The following is a 12,842-nucleotide window of genomic DNA, read 5'->3' as shown; positions in this document are numbered from 1 at the left end:
CGTTCCGCGCCTTCTGCCACGCCCCCAGCTGCGTGCAGTAGTTCTCCCGCTGCGCGGTCAGCCGCTGCTCGTCCCCGCCCTCGGACGAGGAACACCCGGCCGTCACCACCACCAGGGCGAGGACCGGGACTACCGCCTTTAGCACGCGCAACACGTTGCGCCGACTCACTCACTCTCGGCCGCCGTCAAATCTGCTGAACAACGAACGCGCCGAAGATCGGTAAGTGCTGCCCAACCTCATCGACAACTGCTGTCGCAACAAAGGCTCTGGTCCACTTCCTGTGGTGCGGTCGCTGTGCGTGACGACGGCAATGTGATCTCCATCTAGGCCGTGAGGCAGCGGGCCCGAAGCTACGGTGCAGTGATGAGCAATGACTCCCTCCTCGGCCGCGCCGTCCGTCTCATCCCGCTGTCCGTCGACCATGCTGAAGATCTCTTTCCCTCTGCGTCGGATCCCGAGGTGTGGCAGTGGATGCCCCGGCCTCGGCCCGGTTATCTGGAAGAGATGCAGGCGATGATCAGCCAGATGCTGGCGGACCGAGCCCGGAGGTGTTTTGCGGTCCAGCGTCTGAGGGACAAGGCCGTGATCGGTTCGACCAGTCTGTATGAGCTTGACCTGGCTGAGGGCCGCGCGGAGATAGGCGCGACGTGGTTCGATCGTTCTTGCTGGGGCGGCCCCTATAACGCCGAGTCGAAGCTGCTGCTCTTCGGGCACGCCTTCGACGATCTGGGTCTCGCCCGAGTCGCCTTGCGCACCGACAACCTCAATGTGCGGTCCCAGCAGGCCCTGACACGGCTGGGTCTCGTCTATGAAGGGACGCTGCGCAGTCACATGGTGCGTCAGGACGGCACACGCCGTGATTCGCTGTACTACAGCGTGCTCGCGGATGAGTGGCCCTCTCTGCGGGACAAGCTGCTTACACGGGTCGCGGCCAAAGCCACTGTCTGATCGTGTGCTGCCGTCACGGAGCGAGGAGGACCCGTTTCCGCAGGAGAGCAAAGCCGGCACGGCCGAACATCTGGCGCTTGAGCATCTTGATCCGGTTGACGTGGCCTTCGACGACGCCGGAGTTCCAGGGCAGTGTGAGGCCGGCGGTGACGGCGTCGAGGTCGCGTTCGAGGTGCTGGGCGAAGTGCCGGAGGCTGGGCAGGTCGGTAGTGGAAGTTACCGCTTCGATCCAGGCCGGCAACTGATCGCCTCGAAGGTGAGCGACCATGTGGCCGAAAGTGCGCACGTGTTCGGAGAGTGCCATCAGTTCGGGGCAGTTGGCCAGGACGGTTTTGAGCTGGAGTCGGTCGACTTCGGGCAGTGCGTCGGGGTGTGTGAGGAGCCAGCGTGTAACGGCGCGAGCTGTCGGTGGGCGGGGGCCGACCGGTTGGGGCTTGCCGCGAAGAGTCCTGCTGACGTAGTCGCGGACACTGGCATAGCCGCGGGGGTAGCCCTGTTCCTTGATCTCCTCCCAGAGTTTCCAGGCGTTGGTGCAGCCTTCCTGCCAGCGCTGATCGAGGTAGGGCTTGTAGGCGTCGAGCCTGGTCGTACGGTTTTGCCACTGCCCGGTGAACATCTCCTCCGGGGTGGCGGCGCGGGAGAACCGCAGGATCGTGTTGAGGGTCATGTCGAGCTGCCGGGCGACGGACCGCTTGCTGTGACCGGCGGCGAGGAGAGCGTGGATGGTGGCGTGCTTGGCACGGGTGCGTTCGGCGAACCGGTGTCCTGTCGGCCAGGGAGATGAGGCGGCCGGCTCCGGCTCATGCTGCTGGGGTTCCTCTGGCTGTTCCGGCGTGGGGCGTAAGCAGCCGCGGTGCCGGTAGACGCATTTCTCGGCGGCTTCGCCCAGGTTGTGCCAGAGGTGCCATCGGTCAGCGACCTGGAGGGCCTGCGGGGCGCCGCGGGTGGCGCCTTCGGTGAAAAATGGGGCCCGGTCACGGCAGATGATCTCGATGCCGGGCCGCTCGGCGAGCCAGGCCGCGAGCGTATCGGCCTCCCGGTCGGGAAGGAGATCGATCGGGCGACGTGTTTCGACGCGGCCCTTGCGCTGGGCGTATTCGTCCACGCCGACCACACGGGGTGTGGTGGTGACGGGGTCCCGAAGCGAGGCGATCAGCCTCAACAGCGTGTTCCGGCTGACCGGAACCTTGAAGGCGTCCGTCATCCGGGCGCCGGCCCGGCCCGCGAGCGCAAGCCCGACCGACACCAGCGTCGACCGCAACCGCTCGGTCCGTCGCCCGAACCTGCGGGTGAGGCCGGTCACTTGCTCGGCGAAGGTCTTCCGCTCGCAGGATTCCTCCTCGCAGACGAATCGCCGCACCCGCAACGACATCACGACGAACTTGCCCGCCGTCGGTAGATCGCGAGGAAATCGCAGGCAGGAGCCATGTATTCGCCCAGACCAGCATCCACACCCCGGACAGGCCACCTGCCCTGCGGTCGTACGGGCATCGATCCGGACGACTGTGTCGGTCACCTCAACCGCTTCCACCAACACGCCCTCCACCGAGGAGAACAGCAGCTCATTCAGCTGCGGCCGCACTGTGTTCACGGCGAAGGACTGTCGACCACACCACCATCCAACCCAGCGATTTTCGGGCGAACTCGACCGCCATCACACGAAGATCAACAGTCACCCTGCGTACGCGACCACACGAAGTGGACCAGAGCCGCAACAAACGAACAAAGCCGAGTTCATGGCCAAGCACGACGGTCGTCCCCGCACCCGCGGTAACGCCCCCCGCCCCTGTTCTGCGCCCTCACATACCTGTTGCGCGACACGCAAGTTCATCGGGGCAGGGCCCCATCCCTGGCCCGAGCGCCGGTCCACTCGCACCACACCACCTTGCCAGGTGCCCGTTCCGCCACTCCCCACTTGTCGGCCAGCTCTGACACCAGTAGCAGTCCGCGCCCGCTCTCGTCCGATCGGTCGGGGGCCTGGGGTACGGCCGGTACCCCGTCCCCGCTGTCGTGGACCTCGACGCGCACACCGTCCCCGCAGGGGAGCAGCCGCAGCAGGAAGCCTCGGCCGGGTGGTGCGCCGTGCACCAACGCGTTGGTCGCCAGTTCGCTCACGCACAGCGCCACGTCGTCCGCGCGCTCACGCACACCCCAGTCGGCGAGCACCTCGTGCGCGAACGCCCGTGCGGCGGGGACGGACCGGCGCTCACGGCGGTAGAAACGCTCACGTGGGGAGGGGGGTGGAGTTTCGTTGTTCACGTGACGAGAGTCACGCTCCGTGGTCATCATGGAACAGTGCGCAGGGACGTACGGGCGGTCTGTACGGGTGCGCGATGGTGAACGTACGCGCACGGACGGGGAGTTCGACCTCATGGGCACGACGACACGGAGGAACGCCTCCGCGATGAAGATGGTGGGTGCGCTGCTCGCCCTCTACCGGCAGGCGGCAGGGCTCACGCAGCGGTCGCTGGGCGAGCGGTTCGTCATCGGCGAGCAGCAGATCGCCTCGATCGAACAAGGCCGACGCCCGCTGAAGCCGGACCTCGCCGAGCAACTCGACGATTCCTCGGCACAAAGGGGGCGTTGTCGGTCGCGCTGAGCAGGATGCCGGAGGTGGATCTGGTTCCGCTGTGGGCGGAGGAGTTCCTGGACAGGGAGCGGGAGGCCATCGCCATCTCGTCGTACGAGAACCAGGTGTTGCCGGGTCTGCTCCAGACGGAGGCGTACGCGTGGGCGGTGTTCCGCAGTCGTGTGCCGGTCTATGACGAGGACACGATTGCCCGACTGGCGGCGGCTCGTATCGAGCGGCAGGGGATCTTGCAGGGCAAGGAACCCCCGATCACCTGCTTCGTGGTCTGGGAACCGGTCGTCCACGCGCCCTTCGGTGGCCGACAGGTTTGGACAGAGCAGCTCCGGCACCTTCGCGCGTGCTCCGAGCTACCTGGGCTCATGCTGCAGGTGTTGCCCTTGGACCGTGCCAGTCACGCCTCGCTCGACGGCCCGTTCGTCCTGCTCGAAACGCCCGACCACCAGCGGCTCGCCTACACGGAGAACCAGCGTGGCAGCCAACTGATCGCTGATCCCGATGAGGTGGGGATCCTTACGCAGAAGTGTGCGATGCTGCGGTCTCAGGCCCTCACCCCCGAGGACACGAGGGATCTACTGGACCGTCTCCTAGGAGAGCAATGAGCAGCACCGCACTTCGGTGGTTCAAGTCGAGCTACAGCGGCAGCGAAGGCGGCAACTGCGTCGAGGTCGCCACCGCCCCCACCGCCATCCACATCCGCGACTCCAAAGCCCCGCAGGGACACGTCACCGTTTCACCAACCGCCTGGGCCGCGTTCCTCGCGACGGCGCGGTGACGTCGGTCTTCCACAGGTCGTACTCGGCGTCCAGCGGGCCGTGGGCCGTGTGCGGGGGGCCGTCGCCGAAGATGCGTACGGGGTGCGTGGCGTCCCATGACGGCCAGCCCGGGGCGCCGGTCTCGGCGAAGCGGACCCACGCTCCGTGCATCGCGTCGGCGAGGTCCTGCGGAGCGCCCTCGCCCGCGAGTCTGCGGGCGTCGGGGCCGTCGCCGGAGTCGAAGACGAAGCCCAGCTCCAGGGCGTGGCAGGAGCCCAGGTCGGGGAGGGTGGACGGCCAGGCGAACTCGTAGACGTACGTGGAGGAGGCGGGGCGCGCGTCGGCCACGCGGTGCATCGGGATGCGGAGCAGGTGGTCGGTGACCAGTTGGCCGACGGTCTCGGCGGCGCCCGCGTCGGGGTGCAGCGCGCGGTAGCCGCGGATGACCTCGTTGCCGCAGTGGCAGCGGGCGCGGGCCCCGGCGAGGGCGACGGCGCCGAGACGGTCGACGCGTTCGACGAGGCCGCCGGGGACCAGCCAGAGCCGGTACTCGTCGCGGGTCCAGCCCATCATGAGGTCGACGTCGGGTGACGTAGCGCCGTCGACGAGCGCCTCCAGCGGATCGCGGGGCAGTACGTCGCCGTCGACGACGAGGCCGAACCCGGGGCCGCCGAGTACGGGGCTGCTGAACCGGCCCACCTCGGCCTGGGCCCGCAGCAGCTGGTCGCGGTCGGCGGCGGCGAAGGCCTCGGCGGTGGCCGGGATCTTCAGGCGGGCGGCCATGCGACGGACCATGCGCCGTACCTTGTCCCGGTCGGAGACTTCGGGTGCGCCGCTCTGGAGCACGGCCCGCCGGAACAGGCCCTGGGCCCGCGGGGCGGCGAGGAGCGCGCCGGTGCTGATGGCGCCCGCGGACTGGCCGGCGACGGTGACGCGGTCGGGGTCGCCGCCGAAGGCCGCGATCGAGTCCCGCACCCATTCGAGCGCGGCGATCTGGTCGCGCAGGCCGGCGTTGGCGGGGGCGTCCGGGAACAGGCCGTAGCCCTCCACACCCAGTCGGTAGTTGATCGAGACGCAGACCACTCCGTCGCGGGCGAAGGTGTGGCCGTCGTAGACCGGTACGGCGGAGGAGCCCCTGGTCAGGGCGCCGCCGTGCAGCCAGACCAGGACGGGTAGGCGGGCGCCGGGGCCGGGTTCGGGGGTCCAGACGTTGAGGTTGAGGCAGTCGTCGCCGGGGATCGCCGGGTCGGAGAGGTAGCGGGCGAAGGCCTCGGAGTAGGGCGGTTTCGGCGCTGTGGGGCCGAAGGAGACCGCGTCGCGGATGCCGTCCCAGGGCTCGGGCGGGGCGGGCGGGTGGAAGCGGCGGCCTGGTCCGAAGGGGGGTGCCGCGTAGGGGATGCCCCGGAACACGGCGACACCGTGCTCGTACCTGCCGCGCACCGCCCCGTGGGGTGTGCTCACCACGGGGTTCGTCTGGCCTGCCATCCCGCCTCACCAGCCCTTCACCGCACAGCTGCACTGCTCATGCCAGAGCGTCCCGGCGTACGGATCTATTCCGGGGCGCCCCTGCCGCCCCGGCTGAGGGACAATGGAGGCCACGCGCAGGCCCGCACCGTGCCACCGAGGAGGTTGTCGTGACGGACGCACCCGTAAGGATCACCGAGGCCGACGAGCGGCACGCGGTCCTGGCCTTCGCCGGGGACCTGGACGCCCGCGCGCTGGGCGTGCTGGAGGAGCTGCTGCTCGAACCGCGGCTGCGGAAGACGGGCGCCTGGACCCTGGAGATGAGCGGCCTGGAGCACATCGACCTGTCGTGCGCCTACGCGCTGCTGCGGACGGTCACCCGGACGCCGGAGCCCGTCGCGCTGACGGTCCGGGGTGCCCGCCCCGCCGTCCAGCGGACACTGCGGCAGGCCGGCCTTGACACCGTGGCGGGGTTCACGAAGTAGCGGCGGCGTCCTTGGCCAGCTGGACGGCCGAGAGCAGGCTGAGGCCGGGGGCGGACTCGCGCAGGGTCTTGATGGCCTGCACGGAGTCGGCGGGGCCCTCGTGGCCCGCCGCGGCGAGGCGTTCGTGGACCCAGCGGGCGCGCAGTTCCGCGTCGGAGCCCGCGGCGGCCTGCGCGACCAGGGCGGCGGCGCGTTCCAGTCCCGGCCGTTCCTCGGGCGTCGCGTCGGCGAGCGCCTGCCGGATGCCGTGGGCGATGACGTCGGCGTCGCGCAGGACGACGACATTGAGTTCCAGTGGTTTGCTCCGTCCGAACATATGGTCATCGTCGACTCCGGCGCCGGTCCGGATCAAGCGGCTTGAGCTGCTTCTGAGCCAAGCCACTTGAATCGGAGCGGTTCCGCCGGGTGTCCGGTTTCTTCAAGACCGGTCCGGACCGTCCTGCCTACGGTGGCGCCATGACCGCACGATTCGACGCCATCAGCCTCATCGTCTCCGACATGGCCGCCTCCGTGGCCTTCTACCGCCACCTCGGCTTCGCGTTCCCGGAGGGCTCCGGGGAGCAGCCGCACGCCGAGGCCGGGCTGCCCGGCGGTATCCGGCTGCTGCTGGACACCGAGGACTCCGTCCGTTCCTTCACGCCGGGGTGGGAGCCGCCGGCCGGGGGCGGGCGGCACTCGCTCGCGCTGCTGTGCGACACGCCTGCCGAGGTGGACTCCCTGTACGCGGAGCTGACCGGCGCGGGCAGCCGCGGCGAGCGCGAGCCCTGGGACGCCCCCTGGGGACAGCGGTACGCCGTGCTGGCCGACCCCGACGGCCACGGCGTGGACCTCTTCGCGCCGCTGGGCACGGCGGCGGTCCAGTAGCTCCGCCATCCGTGGCCGCCCAGTGACTCCGCCAGCCGCGGCGGCCCACTGGCAGAGCTACCCGCGCCGGCCCAGGAGATCGCCCGGCGGCAGGCCCGTCAACTCGCGCACGTCCCGCGCGAGATGCGCTTGGTCCGCGTACCCGGTGCGGGCGGCCGTCTCGGCGAGGGGCGTGCCGCCGCGGGCCAGGGCGAGGGCGCGTTGCAGCCGCAGGACGCGGGCCAGCGTCTTGGGGCCGTAGCCGAAGGCCGCCAGGGAGCGGCGGTGCAGCCGGCGGGCGCCGATGCCGAGCGCGTCGGCGGTGGCGGCGACGGGACGGCCCGCGTCGAGGGCGGCGACGATCCGGCGCACGAGGGGGTCGGGCGGGCCGGTGTCGGCGGCCACGGAGAGCGCTGCCTCCTCCAGGCCGCTCGCCGGGTCGGGGGCGGCGTTCACCCGCGCGGTCAGGCGCCGTGCGCGGGCGGCCGGCCAGAGGTCGGCGAGGTCGACGCGCCGGTCGCGCAGTGCGGCGGCGGGTACGCCGAGGAGGGCGGGGGCGGTGCCGGGGTGGAAGCGGACGCCCGCCCAGAGGCTCTGGCCGCTTCCGGTGACGTAGGCGCGCGTGTCGGGGCCCGCGACCAGGAGGCGGCCGTCGTGCCAGAGCAGGTCCATGCAGCCGTCGGGGAGGACCCGTCCCGGGCCGGGCTCCGTCGGGGTACTGGTCCACACCACCGCGCCGGTCAGCCGGGACACCCGTTCCGCGTACACGCGTGCCAGGCTACGCCGGGGGCGCGGACCGGCCCGGCCCGTGGGCCAGCGTACCCCGGTCCGCGCGGGGGCGGGCGCTCACTCGTCGGCCCCGGTCAGCGGCTGGTCGGCGGCGGGGACGAGGCGGGCGGAGAGATCCGGGGCGGCCATGTCGGGATCGAAGGGGAACATGGGCCGGCGGATGCGGCGGTGGCCGAGGCGGACGAGGTCCTGGTCGACGCCGCCGGGGGTGAGGGCCATCTTCCAGTCGGCGGCCATCGCGAACAGCTCGGGTTCCAGGTAGCCGATCTTCACGACAACGACGTCGGCGCCGCGCGGGTCGAGGTCCAGGTCGGTGAAGTCGTGCTCGTGGTGGTAGGGCTTGCGCAGCTCGGTGAGGATCACGTACGCGCTGCCGACGCGTACGACCACCTCGGTCCGCGCGTCGCGGTCGCCGTGCCGGACGGCGTGCACGACGCCGGTGAGGGTGACCGGACCGGCGTGCCGGTCGTCGACCTCGGCGCCCGCCGTCACCGTCACCGTGGCCCCGACGCCCGCGGCGACGGCCTGCCGTACGGCCTCGGGGCCCGGCACCGAGGCGTACAGGACGGTCGGCCCGTCCTCCTGCTGGAACTCGGGGCGGGCCAGCAGCCGGGCCAGGCCCCAGGTCACGTCGCCGGCGCCGCCCGCGGTGGGGTTGTCGCCGGTGTCGCTGACGTAGTACGGGCGCCGCCCGCCGGCCAGGGCCTCGTCCAGGATGGCGTCGAAGGTGCCGGTGGGGGCGACGAAGTCGAAGTCGCGGCGGGCCTCCCAGAAGCCGCGGGCCAGTCGTTCGGCGCCCGTCGACACGGCGTGCTCGTCGTGGCCGGTGACGACCACCGCGGCCCGGTTGCGGGGTTCGTCGGCCCAGGCGTAGCCGACCCAGATCGCCGCGTCGGTCACGCCGTCCCGCGCCTCGACCTCGTCGACGGCCGCGTACACGCTCTTCGCGGGCTCGATCCGGGTGGAGGTCTGCTCGCCGGCCAGCAGGACGGGGACCGGTACCCAGGCCTTCAGCGGGCGGGGGGCGCCGGAGGCGAGGTGGGCCAGGAGGTTGCGGACGGCGCGCTCCTTGGTCTCCATGTGGTCCTCGTGCGGGGCCATCCGGTAGCAGGTGATCAGGTCGCTGCGGTGGACGAGGGCACGGGAGACGTTGCCGTGCAGGTCCATGGAGGTCGAGACGATCACGCCGTCGCCGACGACGGAGCGCACCTTCTGGAGGAGCAGCGCCTCGGCGTCGTCGACGCCCTCGACGGTCATGGCGCCGTGGATGTCGAACCAGAGGCCGTCGGGGGCGGGCAGGGCGGCGAGGCGGGTGAGGAGTTCCGCGGTGAGTTCCTCCCAGGCCGCGGCGGTGACGGTGCCGCCGGGCAGCGACTTGCCGACCAGGGCGCCGTGCCAGTCGGCCGCCTCGCGCAGTTCTCCGCCCGGGGCGAGGAAGGGGTAGCGGTCCAGGACCTCCTGGCCGCGGGAGGGGTGGAAGGCGGGTGCCTCGGTGCGGGCGGGCGAGAAGGTGGACGACTCGATGCCGAGTCCGGCGATGGCGATGACGGGGCGCCGGGCGGGGGCGGCGGAGGCGGCGGGGCTGCCAGGGGTGCTGGGGTGTGACATGGCTCCTCGTTCGTGCAATTCATGCAGTTCATGCAGGTCGGAAAGGCCGTAGAGGCTCAGGGAGAGGCTTAGGAGGTGGAGGCGTGGAACCGGTCCGGGTCCAGTTGGGCTCCGCCGACCTCGCGCAGGGCCTGTGCCAGCGCGCGCTGGAGGGCGAACTGCCCGGCGCCCAGGAGACCGGCGTCGGCGCCGAGTACCGCGCGTTCGATGGCGAGGTGCTCGGTGACCAGCGGGTGGCAGCTCTCGTAGAGCTGGCTGCGGACCGCGGCGACGAAGGGTTCGACGGTGGAGAGGATGCCGCCCAGGTAGACGGCGTCCGGGTTGAAGAAGTTGACGTTCGCGGCGAGCACCTGGCCGAGGTAGTCCCCGGCCCTGCGCACCGCCCGGTTGGCCTCCGGGTGCGCGTCGGTGGCCAGCCGGACCACGTCCTCGGCGCTGGTGACGTCGACGCCCTCGTCCCGCAGCACCCGGACGAGGGCGGCGCCCGAGGCGACCGTTTCCAGGCAGTCGGTGTTGCCGCAGGAGCAGGGGACGTGGTGACCGCGGGCGATGCGGATGTGGGTGATCTCCCCGGCCGCACCCGTGCCGCCGCGGTAGAGCCTGCCGTCGACGAGGGCGGCGGCGCCGATCGCGGTGCCCGTCTTGACCATGATCACCTGCTGGTGGCGCCCCTTGCGGGCGGTGTGCTCGCCGACGGCCATGCAGTTGGCGTCGTTGTCGGCGACGGCGGGGACCGCGAAGCGCTCCCGGAGCCAGGACTCGACGGGGAAGCGGTTCCAGCCCGGCATCCGGGAGGGCTGTACGACGCGTCCCGTGGCGGTGTCGACCGGGCCGGGCAGCGAGAGGCCGACGCCGCGCAGCCGTGCCCCGCCGTGCCGTGCGACCAGCTCCTCCAGGATGCCGGCGAGCCTCGACAGGGCCGCCTGCGGGCCGTCGGCGATCACCAGCGGCACGGTCGAGACGTCCCGCAGCTCACCGCCGGGCAGGACGACTCCGACGCGGGCGTGGCTGCCGCCCAGGTCGGCGGCGACGGCGTACTCGTCCTGGCCGCCGAGTCGGAGCACCTTGCGCGGGCGCCCGCCGGTGGAGGACTGGGTCCCCTCCTCGGCGACGAGGCCGTGCTCGACGAGCTGGGCCACGGCCACCGAGACGCTGGAGGCCGCGGCGCCGAGCAGCTCGGCGAGCTGGGCCCGGGAGGTCGCCCGGCCGGAGGCGACGAGTTCGAGGGCGCGCGCCGCCAGCGCCGAGGTGCCCGCCGTCCGCCGGCCCCGCGTACTTATTTCATTCATGTACGTGCTTACTTCCCCATGGTCGGTCCGTGGCCGACAGTACGCCGGTAATTCCGTTCTGGAAATGGCGGTTGTCACTGGAAACAGCGTTTCGATCACTGCCCGGACTTTTTTCAGAAACGGAGATACTTAGTTGTTACGAAACTTTGTTTGTACCTGCGCCGGGGCAGGCGTTAGCTGACCTCCACGCCACTCACCTGGAGGAGTCACATGTCCCCTGCTCGCACAGCGGCGCGCCGACGCCGGGCGCTCGCCGTCGGCGCATGCGCGGCCGTGGGCGTGCTGCTCAGCGGCTGCGCGGGCGGTGTCTCCGCCCCCTCCGGCTCGAAGAACGAGATCAACTACGCCCTTCCGGCGAACTTCACCCCCAACTGGATCGTGCCGATCGGGACGCCGGGGCACCTCAACACCAACAACGCCTCCATTTCCCAGTCCCTGTGGGAACCGCTGATCGCCTACGACGGCTCCACCGGCGAGATCGGCTGGAACAAGGACAACTCGCTGGCGACGGACGCGGAGTTCGCCGCGGACAACAAGAGCGTCACCGTCACCCTCGGCGACCGCCACTGGAGCGACGGCGAGCCGGTCACCGCCCGGGACGTCGAGTTCTGGTTCAACCTGGTCAGGGAGAACAAGAAGTCGTGGGCCAGCTACAGTCCGGGCAAGGCCCCGGACGTGTGGACCTCGTTCAAGACCCTCGACGACCGGCACTTCACGCTCGCCTTCGACCGCGCCTACAACCGGCAGTGGATGCTCGCCAACGAGCTGAGCATGATCCGGGTGATGCCCCAGCACGCGTGGGACAGGACCAGCGACTCGGGGGACGTCTCCGACCTCGACCGCACTCCGGCCGGCGCGAAGAAGGTCTGGACGTACCTGATCGACGCGGGCAAGAAGATCTCCCGCTACGCGAGCGACCCGCTGTGGAAGACGGTCAGCGGCCCGTACCGGCTCAAGTCCTTCTCCACCTCCGGCCGCGTCGAGCTGGTCGAGAACGAGAAGTACGACGGCGGGGGCGCGGCCCACGTGAAGCAGGTCAACCTGCTCTCCTTCACCACCGTGGCCGCCGAGGAGAACGCGTTGCGGGCCGGCACCGTCGACTACGGCTACATCAGGGCATCCGACCTCGGGATCAAGAAGTCCTTCACGGACCTCGGCTACCACGTCGAGCGGTGGTCCGGCTGGGCCGTCACCTACATGCCGTACAACTTCAACAACCCGGAGATGGGCGCGGTCTTCCGGCAGCCGTACGCGCGGCAGGCCGTCCAGATGTCCGTCGACCAGAAGACCCTGGCGAAGGTGCTCTACAACGGCACCGCCGTACCCACCTACGGTCCCGTCCCGCAGGGCCAGGCGTCCGCCTTCCTCTCCGGCGAGCAGAAGGCCGAGCCCTATCCGTTCTCCAACTCCCGGGCGCGCGCACTGCTGACGGACCACGGCTGGAGCGAGCGGGACGGCACCATGGTGTGCACCTCGCCGGGCGAGGGCGCGGGGCACTGCGGCGAAGGCGTCGAGAAGGGCACCGAGTTCAGGATGCGGGTGCTCTCCCAGTCCGGCTCCACGGAGACGGACAACATGATGAGCGCCCTGCAGTCCTCCTTCGAGGAGACCGGCATCGACTTCGACATCAAGACCGCGCCGGTCAACTCGGTCCTCTCGCAGACCGGGCAGTGCGAGGAGGACGACCCCGCCTGCGACTGGCAGCTCTCCTTCTTCGGCAGCGCGGGCAGCTGGTACTTCCCCGCCTACCCCAGCGGTGACGCGCTCTTCGCGAGCGGCGGCGGCTCGAACTTCGGCAACTACTCCAACCCCGAGGTGGACGAGCTGATCGACCGGACCACCACGTCGTCGTCGCCCGACGCCATGCTCGACTACAGCAAGGCCCTCGCCGAGGACCTGCCCGTCATCTGGCTCCCCGAGCCCGACTACCAGGTCTCCGTGATCAGGGACGGACTCGGCGGGTTCGCCCAGGACTCCCTCGCCAACTTCCACCCCGCCATGTGGGCGTGGACCGAGTGAGCCGGCGCCCGGCCCCACTCACCCCCGGCCGCCCCGGCCGCCCCGTCCCCACTC

12 protein-coding genes and 1 pseudogene are annotated in these 12,842 nt (G+C 70.8%); 6 read left to right on the top strand and 7 right to left on the bottom strand.

All coding sequences use genetic code 11. The features are described from left to right. Window positions 1-364: 364 nt before the first annotated feature. Window positions 365-949, top strand: a complete 585-nt coding sequence (locus tag IG94_RS0128130) for a GNAT family N-acetyltransferase (protein WP_031043158.1) — start codon at window positions 365-367, stop codon at window positions 947-949. 13 nt (window positions 950-962) lie between these two features. Here IG94_RS0128130 and IG94_RS0128125 read toward each other — a convergent pair whose 3' ends face one another. Continuing rightward, entirely contained in the window at window positions 963-2,540 is a 1,578-nt protein-coding gene (locus IG94_RS0128125) for an ISL3 family transposase (RefSeq protein WP_031043155.1), read from the bottom strand. Between the two features lie 236 nt (window positions 2,541-2,776). After that, window positions 2,777-3,208 (bottom strand): ATP-binding protein, encoded by a 432-nt coding sequence (locus tag IG94_RS0128120; RefSeq protein ID WP_031043152.1) that lies wholly within the window; start codon window positions 3,206-3,208, stop codon window positions 2,777-2,779. Between the two features lie 112 nt (window positions 3,209-3,320). On the opposite strand from IG94_RS0128120, the pseudogene IG94_RS38905 reads away from it, so the two are divergent. Beyond that, window positions 3,321-4,138 (top strand): annotated as a pseudogene (locus IG94_RS38905) (helix-turn-helix domain-containing protein). Then, the gene (locus IG94_RS40845) at window positions 4,135-4,311 is read left to right on the top strand and encodes a DUF397 domain-containing protein (RefSeq protein ID WP_078892455.1); all 177 of its coding nucleotides are present in this window, start codon (window positions 4,135-4,137) and stop codon (window positions 4,309-4,311) included. The pseudogene IG94_RS38905 and the gene IG94_RS40845 overlap by 4 nt, the downstream one beginning before the upstream one ends. Here IG94_RS40845 and IG94_RS0128110 read toward each other — a convergent pair. Then, window positions 4,262-5,776, bottom strand: coding sequence for a carboxylesterase/lipase family protein (locus tag IG94_RS0128110; protein ID WP_031043148.1), 1,515 nt, complete (start codon window positions 5,774-5,776; stop codon window positions 4,262-4,264). The genes IG94_RS40845 and IG94_RS0128110 overlap by 50 nt on opposite strands. 149 nt (window positions 5,777-5,925) lie before the next feature. Between IG94_RS0128110 and IG94_RS0128105 the strand changes: the two genes are divergently transcribed. Continuing rightward, entirely contained in the window at window positions 5,926-6,240 is a 315-nt protein-coding gene (locus IG94_RS0128105) for an STAS domain-containing protein (protein ID WP_031043146.1), read from the top strand. On the opposite strand, the gene IG94_RS0128100 is transcribed toward IG94_RS0128105, so the two are convergent. Continuing rightward, the gene (locus IG94_RS0128100; RefSeq protein ID WP_031043144.1) at window positions 6,230-6,556 is read right to left on the bottom strand and encodes a hypothetical protein; all 327 of its coding nucleotides are present in this window, start codon (window positions 6,554-6,556) and stop codon (window positions 6,230-6,232) included. The genes IG94_RS0128105 and IG94_RS0128100 overlap by 11 nt on opposite strands. A gap of 140 nt (window positions 6,557-6,696) precedes the next feature. On the opposite strand from IG94_RS0128100, the gene IG94_RS0128095 reads away from it, so the two are divergent. Next, a complete protein-coding gene (locus tag IG94_RS0128095; RefSeq protein WP_043484745.1) occupies window positions 6,697-7,104 on the top strand; it encodes a VOC family protein in 408 nt (135 codons plus the stop codon). A 57-nt stretch (window positions 7,105-7,161) separates the two neighbouring features. Here the strand turns inward: IG94_RS0128095 and IG94_RS0128090 are convergent, their stop codons facing one another. The 3 genes from IG94_RS0128090 to IG94_RS0128080 all read right to left on the bottom strand — a co-directional run bounded on the left by IG94_RS0128090 (window position 7,162) and on the right by IG94_RS0128080 (window position 10,769). Further along, the gene (locus IG94_RS0128090) at window positions 7,162-7,851 is read right to left on the bottom strand and encodes a helix-turn-helix transcriptional regulator (protein ID WP_031043141.1); all 690 of its coding nucleotides are present in this window, start codon (window positions 7,849-7,851) and stop codon (window positions 7,162-7,164) included. A 78-nt stretch (window positions 7,852-7,929) separates the two neighbouring features. Further along, window positions 7,930-9,480 (bottom strand): M81 family metallopeptidase, encoded by a 1,551-nt coding sequence (locus tag IG94_RS0128085; RefSeq protein ID WP_031043139.1) that lies wholly within the window; start codon window positions 9,478-9,480, stop codon window positions 7,930-7,932. 68 nt (window positions 9,481-9,548) lie between these two features. Then, window positions 9,549-10,769 carry an ROK family protein gene (locus IG94_RS0128080; protein ID WP_031043138.1) on the bottom strand — a complete coding sequence of 407 codons (1,221 nt, stop codon included), beginning with the start codon at window positions 10,767-10,769 and terminating at the stop codon, window positions 9,549-9,551. 210 nt (window positions 10,770-10,979) lie between these two features. Between IG94_RS0128080 and IG94_RS0128075 the strand changes: the two genes are divergently transcribed. Next, on the top strand, window positions 10,980-12,788 hold the full coding sequence (locus tag IG94_RS0128075; RefSeq protein WP_031043136.1) for a peptide ABC transporter substrate-binding protein: 1,809 nt from the start codon (window positions 10,980-10,982) through the stop codon (window positions 12,786-12,788). The last annotated feature ends 54 nt before the right edge of the window (window positions 12,789-12,842 follow it).

The sequence above is a fragment of the Streptomyces olivaceus genome, assembly GCF_000721235.1.
In the GTDB taxonomy this organism is placed as follows: Bacteria; Actinomycetota; Actinomycetes; order Streptomycetales; family Streptomycetaceae; genus Streptomyces; species Streptomyces olivaceus.
Note: the sequence above shows the minus strand (reverse complement) of the source record. Positions and strands in the feature narration are given on the sequence as shown.